16 protein-coding genes and 2 pseudogenes are annotated in these 14,446 nt (G+C 71.6%); 7 read left to right on the forward strand and 11 right to left on the reverse strand.

Annotation, left to right across the window (positions count from 1 at the left end; genetic code table 11):
• The first annotated feature begins 2 nt into the window (after nucleotides 1–2).
• Nucleotides 3–209 (forward strand): DUF397 domain-containing protein, encoded by a 207-nt coding sequence (locus tag ABZ862_RS17600; protein ID WP_360958751.1) that lies wholly within the window; start codon nucleotides 3–5, stop codon nucleotides 207–209.
• Nucleotides 210–229: 20 nt separating this feature from the next.
• On the opposite strand, the gene ABZ862_RS17605 is transcribed toward ABZ862_RS17600, so the two are convergent.
• Nucleotides 230–877: a TetR/AcrR family transcriptional regulator C-terminal domain-containing protein gene (locus ABZ862_RS17605; RefSeq protein WP_360958832.1), complete on the reverse strand. Its 648-nt coding sequence runs from the start codon at nucleotides 875–877 to the stop codon at nucleotides 230–232.
• A gap of 154 nt (nucleotides 878–1,031) precedes the next feature.
• Between ABZ862_RS17605 and ABZ862_RS17610 the strand changes: the two genes are divergently transcribed.
• The gene (locus tag ABZ862_RS17610; RefSeq protein WP_360958754.1) at nucleotides 1,032–2,534 is read left to right on the forward strand and encodes an MFS transporter; all 1,503 of its coding nucleotides are present in this window, start codon (nucleotides 1,032–1,034) and stop codon (nucleotides 2,532–2,534) included.
• Nucleotides 2,535–2,692: 158 nt separating this feature from the next.
• On the opposite strand, the gene ABZ862_RS17615 is transcribed toward ABZ862_RS17610, so the two are convergent.
• Nucleotides 2,693–3,295 carry a TetR/AcrR family transcriptional regulator gene (locus ABZ862_RS17615; RefSeq protein WP_360958757.1) on the reverse strand — a complete coding sequence of 201 codons (603 nt, stop codon included), beginning with the start codon at nucleotides 3,293–3,295 and terminating at the stop codon, nucleotides 2,693–2,695.
• Nucleotides 3,296–3,407: 112 nt separating this feature from the next.
• Here ABZ862_RS17615 and ABZ862_RS17620 point away from each other — a divergent pair, with 112 nt between their 5' ends.
• The gene (locus ABZ862_RS17620) at nucleotides 3,408–4,124 is read left to right on the forward strand and encodes an SDR family oxidoreductase (protein WP_360958760.1); all 717 of its coding nucleotides are present in this window, start codon (nucleotides 3,408–3,410) and stop codon (nucleotides 4,122–4,124) included.
• Nucleotides 4,125–4,166: 42 nt separating this feature from the next.
• Here the strand turns inward: ABZ862_RS17620 and ABZ862_RS17625 are convergent.
• Together ABZ862_RS17625 and ABZ862_RS17630 are read right to left on the reverse strand one after the other, a co-directional pair.
• Nucleotides 4,167–4,426: pseudogene (locus ABZ862_RS17625) on the reverse strand (TetR/AcrR family transcriptional regulator); the annotation flags it as partial.
• Nucleotides 4,427–4,607: 181 nt separating this feature from the next.
• Nucleotides 4,608–4,823, reverse strand: coding sequence for a type II toxin-antitoxin system HicA family toxin (locus ABZ862_RS17630; RefSeq protein WP_360958762.1), 216 nt, complete (start codon nucleotides 4,821–4,823; stop codon nucleotides 4,608–4,610).
• Nucleotides 4,824–5,008: 185 nt separating this feature from the next.
• Here ABZ862_RS17630 and ABZ862_RS17635 point away from each other — a divergent pair, with 185 nt between their 5' ends.
• A complete protein-coding gene (locus ABZ862_RS17635; RefSeq protein WP_360958764.1) occupies nucleotides 5,009–6,427 on the forward strand; it encodes a hypothetical protein in 1,419 nt (472 codons plus the stop codon).
• A 47-nt stretch (nucleotides 6,428–6,474) separates the two neighbouring features.
• Here ABZ862_RS17635 and mnmA read toward each other — a convergent pair whose 3' ends face one another.
• Entirely contained in the window at nucleotides 6,475–7,626 is a 1,152-nt protein-coding gene (gene mnmA, locus ABZ862_RS17640; RefSeq protein WP_360958767.1) for a tRNA 2-thiouridine(34) synthase MnmA, read from the reverse strand.
• Nucleotides 7,627–7,686: 60 nt separating this feature from the next.
• Between mnmA and ABZ862_RS17645 the strand changes: the two genes are divergently transcribed.
• The gene (locus ABZ862_RS17645; RefSeq protein WP_360958770.1) at nucleotides 7,687–8,358 is read left to right on the forward strand and encodes an N-acetylmuramoyl-L-alanine amidase; all 672 of its coding nucleotides are present in this window, start codon (nucleotides 7,687–7,689) and stop codon (nucleotides 8,356–8,358) included.
• Nucleotides 8,359–8,561: 203 nt separating this feature from the next.
• Nucleotides 8,562–10,079, forward strand: coding sequence for a multicopper oxidase domain-containing protein (locus ABZ862_RS17650; protein ID WP_360958773.1), 1,518 nt, complete (start codon nucleotides 8,562–8,564; stop codon nucleotides 10,077–10,079).
• A gap of 15 nt (nucleotides 10,080–10,094) precedes the next feature.
• Here the strand turns inward: ABZ862_RS17650 and ABZ862_RS17655 are convergent, their stop codons facing one another.
• From ABZ862_RS17655 to ABZ862_RS17665, 3 genes are all read right to left on the reverse strand, one after another.
• Nucleotides 10,095–11,258 (reverse strand): cysteine desulfurase family protein, encoded by a 1,164-nt coding sequence (locus ABZ862_RS17655; RefSeq protein WP_360958775.1) that lies wholly within the window; start codon nucleotides 11,256–11,258, stop codon nucleotides 10,095–10,097.
• Nucleotides 11,259–11,333: 75 nt separating this feature from the next.
• Nucleotides 11,334–11,624, reverse strand: coding sequence for a DUF4190 domain-containing protein (locus ABZ862_RS17660; protein WP_360958778.1), 291 nt, complete (start codon nucleotides 11,622–11,624; stop codon nucleotides 11,334–11,336).
• Nucleotides 11,625–11,720: 96 nt separating this feature from the next.
• Nucleotides 11,721–11,888, reverse strand: coding sequence for a hypothetical protein (locus ABZ862_RS17665; RefSeq protein WP_360958780.1), 168 nt, complete (start codon nucleotides 11,886–11,888; stop codon nucleotides 11,721–11,723).
• A 146-nt stretch (nucleotides 11,889–12,034) separates the two neighbouring features.
• On the opposite strand from ABZ862_RS17665, the gene ABZ862_RS17670 reads away from it, so the two are divergent.
• The gene (locus ABZ862_RS17670; protein ID WP_360958783.1) at nucleotides 12,035–12,667 is read left to right on the forward strand and encodes a TetR family transcriptional regulator; all 633 of its coding nucleotides are present in this window, start codon (nucleotides 12,035–12,037) and stop codon (nucleotides 12,665–12,667) included.
• 76 nt (nucleotides 12,668–12,743) lie between these two features.
• Here the strand turns inward: ABZ862_RS17670 and ABZ862_RS17675 are convergent, their stop codons facing one another.
• From ABZ862_RS17675 to ABZ862_RS17685, 3 genes and pseudogenes are all read right to left on the reverse strand, one after another.
• A complete protein-coding gene (locus tag ABZ862_RS17675; protein ID WP_360958785.1) occupies nucleotides 12,744–13,094 on the reverse strand; it encodes a hypothetical protein in 351 nt (116 codons plus the stop codon).
• 144 nt (nucleotides 13,095–13,238) lie between these two features.
• Nucleotides 13,239–14,219 (reverse strand): thioesterase family protein, encoded by a 981-nt coding sequence (locus ABZ862_RS17680; protein WP_360958788.1) that lies wholly within the window; start codon nucleotides 14,217–14,219, stop codon nucleotides 13,239–13,241.
• Between the two features lie 38 nt (nucleotides 14,220–14,257).
• Nucleotides 14,258–14,446 (reverse strand): annotated as a pseudogene (locus ABZ862_RS17685) (hypothetical protein); the annotation flags it as partial.

Raw genomic sequence — 14,446 nt, forward strand, 5'->3', positions numbered from 1 at the left:
CCGTGTCCGAGCTGAACTGGTTCAAGTCGTCGTTCTCCGAGGCCTCCGGCAACGCCTGCGTCGAGATCGCCGTCCGCGACGACACACGGATAGCCATACGCCACAGCGTCCACCCCGCCAGGGGATTCTCCGTCGGCCGGGGCGCGTTCGTCGCGTTCGTCGGTGCCGTGCGGGCAGGGGATCCGGAGGTCACCGCCCCCGCCGTCTGACAGCCACCGGCCGGCCGGCCTCAGGCTCCGGCCTGTAGGCGGAGGCCGGCCAACGTCAGTTCCAGCGCGGAGCGGAACTGGTCGACGTCGTCGTGGCCCTCGAACTCGTCGACGATGTCGTGCACGAACGGGAAGTCCGCGGGATCGAGCTCCCGCCATTCCTGGGCGAAGCGGCCGAGGAACTCGTCACGGCTCGTGGCGCCGTCGAGGACCTCCTGCGGCGGCTCCTGCCCCAGGTCGATGGCGGAGCCGACGACGACCCCCACGATCGCGGACACGGCGTGGAACCGTTGCCGCGCGCTCAGATCCAGTCGGAGGGTCTGCCGACCGAGCCTCTCGTACAGGCGCAGGGCGTTGCTCTGGAGGCTGGTGTTGCGCATGAAGTAGGCACTCAGCCAGGGCCGGTCCACGATCGCGTCGAACAGCGTCAGCGCCATCGCACGGAGGTCGTCGATGGGGTCGTCGCTGCCGGGAAGTCTTTCGATGTCGGCCAGCACCGCGCCGACGACGTGGTCGGTGGCACGGTCGAGCAGTTCGTCCTTGCTCTCGACGTACCAGTAGATGCTGGCGACACCGCCGCCGAGCCGCTGCGCGAGGGCCCGGAACGTCAGCGCGGGCGCCCCGGCCTCGTCCAGCAGGGCCACCGCCTCGGTGAGCACGGCCTCCATCGAGTGCGAGGCCCGCCGACGTCCTTCGCCCGAGCGGCTCTTCAGGCGTGCCATGGCTCGCTTCCCTTCGCGTCTTGCACCGTACCGAACGTTGTTCTATCGTACCGCATCGTACGCCGTTCGATAACCGAACCACGTTCGATCGGAGCCCTTCATGACCACCACCACGCCCCTTCACGCGCCGCCACGCGGCTACCCCTCCCTGCGCGCCGCGTGGGTTCCCCTGGCCGCCCTCTGCCTGGCCTTCTTCGTCGAGATGGTCGACAACACGCTGCTGTCGATCGCGCTGCCCACGATCGGCCGCGACCTCGGCGGCGGGACGACCGCGCTCCAGTGGGTCACCGGGGCGTACTCGCTGACCTTCGGCGGCCTGCTGCTCACCGCAGGGTCGCTGGCCGACCGGCTCGGCCGCCGCCGGGTGCTGCTGGTCGGACTCGCCGTGTTCGGCTCGCTGAGCCTGTGCGTCGTCCTCGTCAGCACGGCGGGCGAACTCATCGCCCTGCGGGCCCTGCTCGGCATCGCCGCCGCGGCGATGGCCCCGATCACGAACTCGCTGGTCTTCCGGCTGTTCGACGAACAGGCCCTGCGGATGCGCGCCATGACGGTGATGATCGTCGTCGGCATGTCGGGATTCGTCCTCGGGCCGCTGCTCGGCGGCACCGCGCTGGCGCATGTGCGGTGGGAGTGGCTGCTGGTCGTCAACGCCCCGATCGCGCTGCTCGCGTGCGTCGGCGTCCGGCTCGGCGTTCCGGCCGACCGGGCGGAGGACCTGACCGACGACGCGCTCGACCTGCCGGGTGCCGCCTTGAGCGTCAGCGCCATCGGACTCGCCTGCTACTCACTGACCAGCGGTGTCGAGCGCGGCTGGCTCTCCGCGATCACCCTCGCGTCGGTCGCGGGCGCCGTCGTGGCCGCGATCGCGTTCGTACGGCACGAGCGCCGTAGCCCGGCACCCATGCTGGATCTGCGGCTCTTCTCCCGGGGCACCGTCCGCGGCGCCGCCCTCGCGCAGATCGGGACGTCCATCGCGATGGCCAGCGTGATGTTCGGGCTGATCCTGCACTTCCAGTACGCCTACGGGTGGAGCCCGGTGCGGGCCGGCCTGGCCAACCTGCCGATCATCGTGACGATGATCGCCGCGACCCCCCTGTCGGAGTGGCTCGCGCGCCGCTTCGGCCACCGTGTCGCCTGTCTGGTCGGCGCGGCCTGTCTGGCCGGCTCGCTGGCGGCCCTCTCCTGGGGCGTCGACCACGGGTACGCCGCGATCGCCGGCTGCATGGTGCTCATGACCATAGGACTGCGCACCGTGATGACGATCTGCGCGGTCGCACTCGTCGACGCGATGCCGGCCAACCGCACCTCCATCGGCGCGGCCCTCAACGACACGGCCCAGGAGGTCGGTTCCAGCGTCGGCACCGCTGTGGTGGGCACCCTGATCGCCGCGTTGGTCACCACCCGGCTCCCGGCCGGCACCTGGAGCGGTGACCTCGTCGCGTCGTTCTTCCACGGCGAACGGATCACCTACGGCGTGCTCGCGGTCGCCGTCGGACTGATCGCGGCGGGCGGCGCACTGACCCTCACCGACTCCCACACGGTCGAGGAACACCCGACCGAGGAACACCCGGCCGAGGAACCCGCGGCCGAGAAAGCCACCTGATGCGGAAGCCGCGGCCCCGCGCCCGGGTCTGCCGGAGCTGGGCCGTGCAGGCGGCGGGAGCCGTCGGGGCCGTGCCACACCAGCGGGGCCTGATCGCGGTGAGGGCGCGTTCGCCGGAGCTGTCCGGACCGAGGACCTGGACGGCACCGCTCCCTGATTCAGCTCCCGGCCAGCAGCGTCACGAGGTCCTCGACGAGACGGTCGTCGAAAGGCTGCGGGACGGCCATCAGCCGGTACCAGAACACACCGAACAGGACGTCGGCCGCGAAGCCCGCGGTCAGGGCGGCAGGCAGGTCTCCCCGCTCGGCCGCGCGTTCCACCAGCACGGCGAGCGCGGCACGGCGCCGTTCCAGGAACTCGGCGCGGAAGCGCTCCCCGAAGGCCGGGTCGAGCTGGGCCTCGACCATGAGGGCGCGCAGCAGTTCACCGACCTGCGGCGCCCGGGCCAGGGCGCAGCTGTCGTCGAGCATCCGCCGCAGGCCCGCCGCCCAACCCCCCTCGTCGGGCAACGGGATGTACAGCTCCGCCTTACGGGCGAGGGCGTCCATGAGAACGTCCCCCTTGGACGGCCACCAGCGGTAGATCGTCTGCTTGCCCACCCCGGCACGCTGGGCGATCTTCTCGATCGACACCGCCGCGTACCCCAGCTCGACCACGAGTTCGGTGGCCGCCCGCAGGATGGCGTCCCGGCTGCCCTCGCTGCGCGGCCGACCCTGCCTGCGCCGCCCCGCACCGGCACTGTCGGCCGTTCCCTCACTCATGGGTCGCATGATACCTGATTTTCAATACGAGACGGACCGGTTTGTAAATGTCCCCTGACTGCCCTACGGTAGTTTTCGAATCGGACCGTCTCGTTTTCATGGGAGCAGCACCGTGACCTCACGCACCACTCTCATCATCGGCGGCACCTCGGGCGTCGGCCTCGCCGCCGCCCGGCAACTGGCCGCCGCTGGCGAAACCGTGCACGTCGCGAGCCGCGACGCCGCCAAGGTCGCCACGATCACCGACACCGCTCCTGAACTGGTGGCGCACCAGGTGGACGGCAACGACGCGGCAGCCGTGGCCGGACTCGTCGCCGGACTCGCCCCGCTCGACGCCCTCGTCATCACACTCGCCGGCTCCGAGGGCGCCGGCGCTCTCGCCGACCTCGACCTCACGGCGCTGCGCAGGGCGTTCGAGGCGAAGTTCTGGCCGACTCTGACCGTGCTGCAGGCCGCGCTGCCGCACCTGGCCGAGCGGGCCTCGATCACCCTCGTCGGCGCGGTCAGCGCTCACGCCGCGATGCCCGGCACCGCGGGCATCGGCGCCCTCAACGCGGCCGTCGAGGCCTTGGTCCGGCCACTGGCCGTCGAACTCGCGCCGCGACGCGTCAACGCCGTCTCTCCCGGCCTGATCGACACCCCCTGGTGGAGCGGAATGCCCGAGCAGGCCCGCGCCGAGTGGTTCTCCAGCGCCGCCAAGGGCCTGCCGGTGGGGCACGTCTCCTCCGCCGACGAGATAGCGGAAGCGGTCGTACTGGCTTCCACCAATACGTCGATGACCGGGGCCGTCCTGAACATCGACGGCGGCGCACGCCTGGTGCAGTTCTGACGGCTGCGGGTCGACAGGCCGTCGTGACGCCACGGCAGAAGCTCAAGGCCCCCCGAGCAGCGCCGCAACCTCCGCTCGGGCATGGCGAGCGAGGCCGTGTCGCCGTTTGTCACGGCCGTCACGACGGCTCCCTCCGCGAGGAGGAAGACCGGTTCGGCCACCGGCACCCCGGCGGCGTGGACCCACGCGGCGACCTGGTCGTGGAACGCCCGCTTGCGCGAGCGGACTTCGGCCGGCACCGCCTCTGATGACGAACCGGGTTCGCCGTAGGCGTTGATCCAGGCGCACCCTCGGAAACCGGGCGAAGTCTGTGCACCACCCGGTGGAACCATGCCTGCCGGCGACCGGTCTTCCCTCGGAGCGACCGCCGGTCTCGCGTGCGCTGTGCTCATGAACTCCGCTGCCGCGAACAAACAGGGTGCGCAGGGAGACCGTCGATCAGTATCGACGGCTCCCTGCGCACCCGCTTCGTCCGGAAAGGGGTCACAGGCGGGTGCGCCGCCGGATCGCCCAGTACGTCCCCTTGGCCAGTACCGGCTGGTTGGGGACGGTGACACTGCAACCCGTGCCGTTGGTCAACTGGAAGTGACTGCCGCGGGTGCGAACCCACGTGAAGCCGTTGTTCGTGAGGCAGCGGACGACATCACCGGCGGAGCACGGCCAATCGGGGAATCGGGCTCTGCGCGAACGCTTGCTCATGAGACATCCCTTCGACGCGGCCCGGGACAACGGCCCGGGGCCGGGCGGAAAATGGGGGGTGTCTCCAGTGCGCCGCGCAGGGCACAGGGGTCCTAGCCAGCCGGACGCTTCAGGTCGATCTCGGACGGTTCCGGACCTGCGGCAACAGACTCCGGACACTTCCGGACACCTTGAGGGGCGGCGCCATGCCGGACGGCAGTCAGCACGCGGTGGACGAATTCGCCGCGTGGCTCAGGCAGATGAGACTCGTGGGCGGGGACCGCTCGTTACGGGTGCTGGAGAAGCTGACCGAGAGACACCATGAGCGGGTGGCGCGGAGCACCATCAAGGACGCGCTGGACGCGAAGCGCCTGCCGTCGGTCGACCAGGCGATCGCGATGGTCCGGGCCATGACCGATGACGAGGCCCGGGTGGTGGAGTGCCGCAAGAAGTGGACGGCGGCCCGTTCGGCGGTGACCGGAGTGGCGCTGTCGGAGATGCAGGCCCCGGCCACCGCCCGACGCCCACCCAACTCCGCTGTAAGGAAACCCGGTTACTCCGTCAGCGACCCGCCGACCGGAGAGGCGTCCGCCCCTGGGACCGTCCCGCCACCGCATCCGCCGGCGCCCGGGAGCGGCAGGACCGGCCGGCCGCGCGGCAAGCGCGTGGGGATCGCCGCGGTGGCGGTGGCGGCGCTGGCTGCCGTGGGGGGCGGGGTCTACGCCCTTCGAGCGGGCGATTCCGGCGGCTCGTCCGGTTCACCGCGGGCGCAGGAGAAGCCCCAGGACGGCTACTCCCTCGTGTACCGCGGCCGGCCGGCGGCGACCGCGAACGCCGACTCCTCCATCGACCTGACCGCCGGCAAGGCGGCCGCGCAGGGGGCCTGGCTGCTTTCGTCGGATTCCGGTGGCGACGGAAAGGGAGCGTTCGACCTCCAGGACGCCACGGATGCCGCGCTGTCCCCTCAGCCCTCGCCCACCCCGACGGAGTGCCTCACCGCGATCACCGAGAAGCCGCTGGCGAAGGTGTCCTTCGCTCTCGCCCCGGCCGGGACCACCTTCTGCCTGCGCTGGAGGCTGGACGGCGGTATCGCCGTGGTGCATGTGCTGGACCTGGACACCGGGAACTGGGCGATCAGGGTCTCCCTCGACTACTACCGCCACACCGGCGGCAGTTCGGCATCCGGCTCCACCGCCCCCTCGTCCTCCTCCGCGTCCGAGGCCGGTTACACCGCCGCCTACCGTGACAAGCCGGCGGAGTTGCGCAGTTACAACGACGACATCGACCTGGCCACCGGCAGGCGCACCACGGACGAGAAGACCTGGTACCTGAGCAGCAACGCCGGTAACGACAAACGGGGCGCCTTCGAACTCGCCCCCGGTACCGACGTGTTCATCGCCGGCGTCACACGGCCGGGCCCGGTGACGTGCGCGCGGCGGATCGGGCAGCACCGTCCGGCCACCGCACCGGACAAGGTCCACTTCCCCGAGGTGCCTGTCGGCAACTGGTTCTGCCTGCGCTCACGGGCGACCGGCGACATCGTCGTCGTACAGGTGATCGATGTGGACACCGGCGACTGGGGCGCCAAGGTCACCCTCAGCCGCTTCCGCCCCAAGTCCACCTGACCATCTGGCCATCTGACGGTCTGGCCACCTGACGGTCCGACCCCGCCTCAAGCCACCGGCGCCGTTTCCCCCGCCCGCACCGTCGACGCGATCGTCGCCGAGCCCACCACCCGTGTGCCGTCGTACAGGACGATCGCCTGGCCGGGGGCCACTCCGCGCACCGGGGCCGCGAAGCGGACCTCCAGCAAGTCACCCACCGGCTCCGCCGTCACCTCGGTCTCCCCGCCGTGCGCCCGGAGTTGGGCGGTGTAGGCGGCGGGTGCCGTCGGGGCCGTGCCGCACCAGCGGGGCTTGATCGCGGTGAGGGCCGTGACGTCCAGGGCCGACGCCGGGCCCACCGTCACGGTGTTGGACACCGGGGAGATGTCCAGGACGTAGCGCGGCTTGCCGTCGGCGGCCGGGGTGCCGATGCGCAGGCCCTTGCGCTGGCCGATCGTGAAGCCGTACGCGCCCTCGTGCGTGCCGACCTTGGCGCCGGTCTCGTCGACGATGTCGCCCTCGGCCCGGCCGAGGTGCTGTGCGAGGAAGCCCTGGGTGTCGCCGTCGGCGATGAAGCAGATGTCGTGCGAGTCGGGCTTCTTCGCCACCGCGAGGCCCCGGCGCTCGGCCTCCGCGCGGATCTCGTCCTTCGTCGTGACCGTGTCGCCGAGCGGGAACAGCGCATGGGCGAGTTGCCGCTCGTCCAGGACGCCCAGGACGTACGACTGGTCCTTCGCCATGTCGGAGGCACGGTGCAGCTCGCGGGCGCCGTCGGGGACGGTGACGATCTTCGCGTAGTGCCCGGTGCACACCGCGTCGAAGCCCAGTGCCAGCGCCTTGTCCAGCAGCGCGGCGAACTTGATCTTCTCGTTGCAGCGCAGGCACGGGTTGGGGGTGCGGCCGGCCTCGTACTCGGCGACGAAGTCCTCGACCACGTCCTCCCGGAAGCGCTCGGCGAGGTCCCAGACGTAGAACGGGATGCCGATCACGTCGGCGGCGCGGCGGGCGTCGCGGGAGTCCTCGATCGTGCAGCAGCCCCGCGCACCCGTGCGGAACGACTGCGGGTTCGCGGAGAGGGCCAGGTGGACGCCGGTCACGTCATGGCCGGCTTCCGCCGCGCGCGCGGCGGCGACGGCGGAGTCCACGCCGCCGGACATGGCGGCGAGGACGCGGAGCGGACGGGCGCCGGAGGGAAGGGCGGGCTGCGGGGTCTCAGTCATAGCCCCTCCAGGGTACGGGGGCGCGGGAACCGGGGCCCGTGAGTATCCGTTGTGGATCACATGGGGGCGGAAGCGGGCGGTGTGGCGGAGCGGGCCGAGCGGGCGGGCAGGCGGCAGCGGGTGGGGCGGCGGGCGGTGCTGGTGGGCGCCGCCGCGGGGGTCGTGGGGGCGGGGGTGCTCGCCCGGGACGGGCTGACGCGGTGGTACTGGCGGCTGCCGTGGACGGAGAAGGACCGGGTGGCCGGTGCCGTGGACTACGACGGGGCGCACTGGATCGCCGCCGCCTCCGCCAACTTCATGCGGGCCGACCGGCCCGCCGACTACGTCATCGACCGCGTCGTCGTCCATGTGACCCAGGGGTCCTACGGCAGCGCCGTCAAGGTGTTCCAGGACCCCGGGCACGAGGCCGCCGCCCATTACATCGTCCGTAAGGACGGGCACGTCACGCAGATGGTCCGGGAGCCGGACGTGGCGTACCACGCCGGGAACTGGGGGTACAACCTGCGCAGCGTCGGGATCGAGCACGAGGGGTTCGTCGAGCACGCCTCGTCCTTCACCGACGAGATGTACGCCGCCTCGGCGCGGCTCACCGCCGCGATATGCCGGCGGTACGGCATACCCGTCGACCGGGAGCACGTCGTCGGGCATGTGGAGGTGCCGGGGACCGATCACACCGACCCGGGGTCCCATTGGGACTGGGACCGGTATATGCGGCTCGTCCGAACGGCGTAAGCCGTGCGTGACGCACGTCACGTCGCATCATTGTGCGAGGCCGGCCTGCACTGTGTCATGTCCTTGACCTGCGAGTCGTCAACTCCTGCCATATACAAGGGACTTGGGCCAGGTCTCCGTTCATGGCCTGCGCACAGCCCACCCGGCGAGCTGCCAGGTGGGCCCCAGTCCTCACACAGTCCTTACGTCGAACATCCCGGGCTATGACTCACCTCACAGAGCCCGAGCACTCCGACAGCGGCACGAGCGGCACCGGCGGAAAGCGGCACAAGGGGCTGCACCGGCGCAGGTTCCTCGGCGGGATGGCCGGTGCCGGACTGGCCGCGGTCGGCGCCGCCGGAGGGGCGTTCGCGTTACTCACCGACGGCGCGCGCAAGGCCTCCGCGGCGACCGGCACCCTCCCCGTCCCCGACCTCCTCGAAGGCACCGCCTCCGGCGGCACCACCACCTTCACCCTCGAGGCGAGGACCGGCACCGCCTCGGTGCTCAGCGGCGTCACCAGCAGCACCGCCGGCTACAACCAGGCGTTCCTCGGCCCCACCCTGAAGTGGACCACCGGCGACACCGTGAAACTGGACATCACCAACAGCCTCGGCGAGGACACCACCGTCCACTTCCACGGCGCCCATGTCCCCGCCAAGATGGACGGCGGCCCTCAGCTCGCGTTCTCCGACGGGGCCACCTGGTCCCCCGCCTTCGAGGTGAAGGACGAGGCCAAGACCCTCTGGTACCACCCCCACGCCCTCGGCACCACCGCCGAGCAGGCGACCCACGGCCTGGCCGGGATGATCATCGTGGAGGACTCCACCGATACCTCCGACGCCCTGCCCCACGAGTACGGCGTCGACGACATCCCGCTCATCCTCCAGTGCCTGGCCACCGACAGCGCCGGCGACATCAAGTACAACCTCACCGGCTACCTCAGCAGTGGCCTGAGCTTCCCCGTGCTCTGCAACGGCACCAACGTCGACGGCACCACCCTCACCTTCGAGGCGACCAGGACCCGCACCCGTTTCCGGCTGCTCAACGCCTCCCCCTCCGACATCATCACCGTCCAGCGCAGCGACGGCGGCACGATGACGCAGATCGCCACCGACCAGGGCTATCTCGCCGCACCCGCCGAGGTGACGTCCGTACGGCTGGTGGCCGGCGCCCGCGCCGAGATCGTCATGGACCTCTCCGACGACGTCACCCTCCAGGCCGTCATCACCACCGGCTGGGTGCGCGGCGGCAGCGGCACCTACGACTTCCTCACCGTCACCGCGAGCGGCAGCGACACACCGGACGACCTGCCGAGCGCCCTTCAGACGATCGACCGGTACGACACCTCCGCCTTCACCGCCCGCACCATCACCCTCGGGCAGAGCGGCACCACCATGCTGATCAACGGCTCGGCCGGGACCAGCATGGCGTCCATGGCCATGATCAGCACGACCCTCGGCGCCAAGGAGATCTGGACGGTCAAGAACAGCACGCAGCTGGAGCATTCCTTCCATCTGCACGACGTGCCGTTCCAGCTCGTGTCGATCAACGGCGCGGACCCGACCGGCGTCGAACTCGGCTGGTACGACACCTTCGAGGTGGTCGGCGGCGGCACGATCAAGATCGCGATGGAGTTCACCGACTTCGCCGACGACACCTACATGTACATGCTCCACTGCCATCTGCTGCAGCACGAGGACGAGGGCATGATGGCGTCCCTCATGGTCACCGACAGCTGACGCAGCCGGGCAGGCTCAGGTCAGCCCGGCGGCCCTCGCCCGTTCCACCGCCGGGCCGATCGCCTTCGCCACCGCCTCCACGTCCGCCGGCGTGGAGGTGTGGCCGAGGGAGAAGCGCAGGGTGCCGCGGGCCAGTTCCGGGGAGCTGCCGGTGGCCAGCAGGACATGGCTGGGCTGGGCGACGCCGGCGGTGCAGGCCGAGCCGGTGGAGCACTCGATGCCGGCCGCGTCCAGGAGCAGGAGCAGGGAGTCCCCCTCGCAGCCGGGGAAGCTGAAGTGGGCGTTCGCCGGAAGGCGGTTCACCGGGTCGCCGCCCAGGATCGCGTCCGGCACCGCCGTACGGACGGCCTCGATCAGGTCGTCGCGCAGGGCGCCGATCTCGCGGGCGAACGCCTCGTGGTGCCCGGTGGCGTGCCGGGCGGCCACCGCGAAGGACGCGATCGCCGGGACGTCGAGGGTGCCGGAGCGGACGTGCCGTTCCTGCCCGCCCCCGTGCAGCACCGGCACCGGGGTCCAGGACCGGCCGAGGAGCAGCGCCCCGATGCCGTAGGGCCCCCCTATCTTGTGGCCGGACACCGTCATCGCGGCAAGCCCCGACCCGCCGAAGTCGACCGGCACCTGCCCCACCGCCTGCACCGCGTCGGCGTGCATCGGGATGTCGAACTCGGCTGCCACGTCGGCCAGTTCACGCACCGGCAGCAGCGTGCCGATCTCGTTGTTGGCCCACATCACCGTCACCAGGGCCACATCGGCCGGATTGCGGGCGATGGCCTCGCGCAGGGTCTCCGGGCGGACGCGCCCGTAGCCGTCCACGGGGAGGTGTTCGACGGTGGCGCCCTCGTGCTCGCCGAGCCAGTGGACGGCGTCCAGGACCGCGTGGTGCTCGACGGGACTGGCCAGCACCCGGGTGCGGCGCGGGTCGGCGTCCCGGCGTGACCAGTACAGGCCCTTGACGGCGAGGTTGTCGGCCTCGGTGCCGCCGGAGGTGTAGACGACCTCGCTGGGGCGGGCGCCGAGGGCCTCGGCGAGCGTCTCGCGGGACTCCTCCACCGTACGGCGGGCCCTGCGGCCGGATGCGTGGAGGGAGGAGGCGTTGCCGGTGACGCTCAGCGCGGCGGTCAGGGCCTCTGCCGCCTCCGGGAGCATCGGCGTGGTCGCGGCGTGGTCGAGGTAAGCCATGGTGGGGCCGATTCTACGGCGCCCGGGTCGCCGGTCCTGAGACCAGGCCCGGCCGAAGTGCGCCCCGCGGGGCCGTCAGAGGTTCCAGGACACCGTGCCGGACATCTGCATGGTGAGCAGCAGGACCGCCAGATCGGCCACGCCCAGGCCGAGGCCCAGGTACGCCCGGCCGCGCCGCTCCGTGCCGCGCCACAGGGCGACGGACGCCAGGGCGATGGCGACCGGGCCGAGGAACAGGTTCAGGACGAGCAGGCCGAGGAGGCCCAGGACGAAGGACGCGACGGCCATGCCGTCGGCGTCGCGGAGTCCCGTACGGCCACGGCTACGGGTGTCGGTGCGGCCCGCGGCAGGTGCGGTCAGGTGCATCGAGATCAGCTCCCGGGATCGGTACGACCGGATCGATGGACGACCGGATCGATGGACGGTTGGCCGGCTGGACGGCGCGGCGGCGCGGGCGGCCGGTCAGCCGACCGGGGTGCGGCGACGGCGGGCACGGTGCTCGCGGAGCGCGAAGACGCCGAGCCAGACGGCGATCACGGCGGCCCCGGCGGCACTCACGGTCAGCGGCACATGCGCGACGGTGCCCAGGACGACACCGAACAGCATCAGCGCGGCGACGAGGAACAGCATGGGATCGGTCTCCCCCTCCGTGAGGTTCCGAAGTGCTCAGTACTCACGTTCCCGGTGAACGGTTGAAGTAACACTTGTTCACTGACTTATGAGTCTAGCGCGCATCCGGCTTTCCCCACCGGGAGAACAGTTGTTGACTGGATGGCATGAGTCACACTCCCGGCATCCGGCAGGCACAGAAGCAGAAGACCCGTCAGGCGCTGCTGGACGCCGCACTCGGACTGCTGGAGGGGCAGAGCCTGAGCAGTCTGGGGCTGCGGGAGGTCACCCGGGCGGTCGGGGTCGCCCCGACCGCCTTCTACCGGCACTTCCGCTCCACCGAGGATCTCGGTGTCGCCCTGGTCGACGAGGCGCTCGGCAGTCTGCACCCGCTGATGCGCACGGCGGTCTCCTCGGCGGACGGCAGCGACGAACGCATCGCCCGCGCGATCGAGTTGACGGCCCGGCACGTGGACACCCATCCCCAGCACGTCCGCTTCATCGCCCGGGAACGGCACGGCGGGGTACGTCCGGTGCGCGAGGCCATCCGGGAGCAGCTGGAGCGGTTCGCCGCCGAGGTGCGGGACGAACTCGCCGGGGATCCCGAGGCGGCGGGCTGGAGCGACGACGACCTGCTGATGCTCGCCCAGTTGTATGTGGACCAGATGCTGATGACGGCCTCCCTCCTCCTGGAGACCCAGGAGTCCGGGGCCACGGCCGGCGAACGCTTGCGAGTGGTGCGCCTGGCCACCCGCCGGCTGCGACTGGTCACCATCGGCCGGGAGCACTGGCTGGACTGAGGACGCGAGGCGGGGCGGCAGGATGCCGGCGCATCCCACCGCCCCGCCCGCGTGCGGAGTTCACCGCGTGCGGGGTTCAGCCCTGCGCGCCCTGTCCGCCGCCCCCGGGGCCGCCGCAGCCGTTGCCCTGTCCCCCGCCGGGACCGCCCTGGCCGCCGGGACCGCCGCTCGGCATGCCCGACGGCATCCCGGACGCCTTGCCCGAAGGAGCCCCCGACGGCATCCCGGACGGCGCGCCGCCGGCCCGCCCCGACGCCTTCCCCGTCGGCATCCCGCTGGGCATTCCCGACGGCGGCGAGCACGACTGCTGAGCGGAGCTGCCGCCGCCGGAGGACGAGGACGCCGAGTCGCTCGAACCGCAGGCCGTGAGCAGCAGCGGCGACAGGGCCAGCAGAGCCACGGCGGGGGCGAGGCGTACACGCTTCATGAGGGACAACTCCAAGGCAGATGAGGATTTCCTGAAGAAGTCACACCCCATCAGCGGCGGATAGGCCGGACTTGGGCCTGCCCTGTCCCCAGCCTGTGAGTCGGGCAAAGCGCGCCCCAAGACGGCGCGCAAAGCCGCGGACCCTCAGCCCAGCCGCACCCGTGCGAGCTGCCGGGACTGGGCGACCAGCCGGTCGGCGCTGTCCCAGACCTCGGCGTCCTCCTCCAGGAAGCCGCCCGCCAGGTTGCGGGTGGTGACCGAGACGCGCAGCGGGCCGGGCGCCGGGCGGGAGCGGACGTGCACGGTCAGCTCGACCGTCGGCACCCAGCCGGTCAGGCCGAGTTCGAACGCCGTGGGCGGCAGGGCGTCCACCGCCAGCAGCAGGGAGAGCGGGTCGTGGTCACGGCCGTCGGCGAGGTCGAACCAGGCCCGCATCTCGCCCTTGCCGGACGGCGCGCCGAGGGCCCAGCCCACCGTGGCGGGGTCCAGCCGGATCCTCAGCCGGGCGGTGAGGGCCGAACTGCCGGGCATCGGACCGGAACCCCCGGACGGCGGCCGCACGTCGGACGGCGGTCGTGCATCGGCCTGCGGTCGTGCACCGTCCTGCGGACGGGCACCGGGCAAGGGCTGCGGGCCGAGGCACTGTTCCAGCGGCGGTATCCGCGGCGGGAGCGCCGTGGTGCGGATGTCGTCGGGGAGGCCGTCGAGGTCGCCGTAGGAGGCGAGGACGCGGATGCGTTCGACCTCCTCGCCGTGCTCGTCGTACTGGAGGAGCGAGGCCTGGCCGGTGGAGAGGGTGCGGCCGGTGCGTACGGTCTCGGTGCGCACGACCGCCGGACCCGGCCGGGAGGCGGTGAGGTAGTGCGCGGAGACGGTGAAGGGGTCGGGGTGCGGCAGGGCGTCCGCGAGGGCCCGGCCGAGCACGGCGAGGAGGTAGCCGCCGTTGACGGCGTTGACGATCGTCCAGCCCGCGGAGAGGTCGATGCCGTAGACGCCGGGCTCGCGCGGGGTGAGCCGCGTGTCGCGGTCGAACTCGCTGTCACCGATCGCGGCCCGGGCGGCCGGGACGACCGCGGCGGAGGGGGCGTCCGCCGCCGGGACGGAGGCTGCTTCTGGCACTGGCATGGGTGAACCGTACAACAGACAACTACTAAGAAATCATCTCATTTGGTGAGTCTGCGGTAGCAGATGAGGGTACAGGCGATGCCGGCGAAGGCGAGGAAGTGTTCGGCCTTGCGTTCGTAGCGGCGGTGCAGGCGGCGGCAGCCGGCGAGCCAGGCCGTTGGGTCGGCCGCGCGGCGAGGTGCTCGCCGTGAGGGCGAGTCCTGTTCCGCGCGGCCTCCCGCCGAACC

It is taken from the genome of Streptomyces sp. NPDC047000, from assembly GCF_040644295.1.
Classification (GTDB): Bacteria; Actinomycetota; Actinomycetes; order Streptomycetales; family Streptomycetaceae; genus Streptomyces.

Excerpts from the sequence above, each read along its gene's own strand:
- ABZ862_RS17605 (WP_360958832.1), bottom strand. The coding sequence starts at position 877 with ATGGAGGCCGTGCTCACCGAGGCGGTGGCCCTGCTGGACGAGGCCGGG.
- ABZ862_RS17610 (WP_360958754.1), top strand. The coding sequence starts at position 1,032 with ATGACCACCACCACGCCCCTTCACGCGCCGCCACGCGGCTACCCCTCC.
- ABZ862_RS17615 (WP_360958757.1), bottom strand. The coding sequence starts at position 3,295 with ATGAGTGAGGGAACGGCCGACAGTGCCGGTGCGGGGCGGCGCAGGCAG.
- ABZ862_RS17630 (WP_360958762.1), bottom strand. The coding sequence starts at position 4,823 with ATGAGCAAGCGTTCGCGCAGAGCCCGATTCCCCGATTGGCCGTGCTCC.
- ABZ862_RS17635 (WP_360958764.1), top strand. The coding sequence starts at position 5,009 with ATGCCGGACGGCAGTCAGCACGCGGTGGACGAATTCGCCGCGTGGCTC.
- mnmA (WP_360958767.1), bottom strand. The coding sequence starts at position 7,626 with ATGACTGAGACCCCGCAGCCCGCCCTTCCCTCCGGCGCCCGTCCGCTC.
- ABZ862_RS17645 (WP_360958770.1), top strand. The coding sequence starts at position 7,687 with ATGGGGGCGGAAGCGGGCGGTGTGGCGGAGCGGGCCGAGCGGGCGGGC.
- ABZ862_RS17650 (WP_360958773.1), top strand. The coding sequence starts at position 8,562 with ATGACTCACCTCACAGAGCCCGAGCACTCCGACAGCGGCACGAGCGGC.
- ABZ862_RS17655 (WP_360958775.1), bottom strand. The coding sequence starts at position 11,258 with ATGGCTTACCTCGACCACGCCGCGACCACGCCGATGCTCCCGGAGGCG.
- ABZ862_RS17660 (WP_360958778.1), bottom strand. The coding sequence starts at position 11,624 with ATGCACCTGACCGCACCTGCCGCGGGCCGCACCGACACCCGTAGCCGT.
- ABZ862_RS17665 (WP_360958780.1), bottom strand. The coding sequence starts at position 11,888 with ATGCTGTTCCTCGTCGCCGCGCTGATGCTGTTCGGTGTCGTCCTGGGC.
- ABZ862_RS17670 (WP_360958783.1), top strand. The coding sequence starts at position 12,035 with ATGAGTCACACTCCCGGCATCCGGCAGGCACAGAAGCAGAAGACCCGT.
- ABZ862_RS17675 (WP_360958785.1), bottom strand. The coding sequence starts at position 13,094 with ATGAAGCGTGTACGCCTCGCCCCCGCCGTGGCTCTGCTGGCCCTGTCG.
- ABZ862_RS17680 (WP_360958788.1), bottom strand. The coding sequence starts at position 14,219 with ATGCCAGTGCCAGAAGCAGCCTCCGTCCCGGCGGCGGACGCCCCCTCC.